The sequence below is a fragment of the Sulfitobacter sp. HI0129 genome (assembly GCF_001635395.1).
Classification (GTDB): domain Bacteria; phylum Pseudomonadota; class Alphaproteobacteria; order Rhodobacterales; family Rhodobacteraceae; genus Sulfitobacter.
The window spans coordinates 1-781 of sequence record NZ_LWGH01001047.1; the positions used below are offsets into that span (position 1 = coordinate 1).

At 65.2% G+C, this 781-nt stretch carries 1 protein-coding gene; it reads left to right on the forward strand.

Features of this window, described 5'->3' with window-relative positions:
- Positions 1-84 precede the first annotated feature (84 nt).
- On the forward strand, positions 85-781 hold a 697-nt coding region (locus A3764_RS22440), incomplete at its 3' end, for a TRAP transporter large permease subunit (RefSeq protein ID WP_443069409.1).

Genomic DNA, 781 nt, shown 5'->3' on the forward strand with positions numbered 1-781 from the left:
GTCCTGCCCAGCATGCGCCGCCCGGCGCGCGCCTATGTCCGCACCTTCGTGGAAGCGGGCGAAGCCACGGTGTTCATCGCGATCATGTGCGCCATTGCCGGGATCGTCGTGGGCTGCCTCGGCCTGACCGGCCTTGGGTCGAGCCTGTCGCAGAACCTCATCGCGGCCTCGGGCGGCAGCATCTGGCTGCTCCTGATCTTCTCGGCCATCGGCTGCATCATCCTCGGGATGGGGGTGCCGGTGACGGCGACCTATATCATCCTCGTGATCCTGATCGGCCCGGCCTTCGAACAGCTCGGCATCAACAAGATGGGCGCGCATATGTTCATCTTCTACTTCGGCACGCTGTCCTTCCTGACGCCGCCGGTCTGCCTGTCGGTCTTCGTGGCCTCGTCGATTGCGCGCTCCGCTCCGATGAAAACGGCGCTCGAGGCCCTGAAGCTCGCGGTGGTGGCCTATATCATCCCCTTCGCCTTCGTCCTGAACCCTGCCTTCCTTCTGCAAGGAACCCTGGTCGAGATCGGCGCGGCCATCATCGGCGGCGTGGCTTCGGTCTTCCTGATCTCGGCTGGGCTCGTCGGGTATCTGGCGCGGCGGGTGTCGGTGGTGATGCGGCTGGTCCTGATCGCAATCGGGGTGGCCAGCTTCTTCCTGACCGGCCTGCACCCGGCCTTCGCGCTGCTGCCGCTCGCGGCCATTGTCCTGCTCTATGGGCAACAGAAGCTGATGGGGGGAAGCGCGGCCGGCGCANNACATGCTGTGGGTCAGCGATTTCACCTAT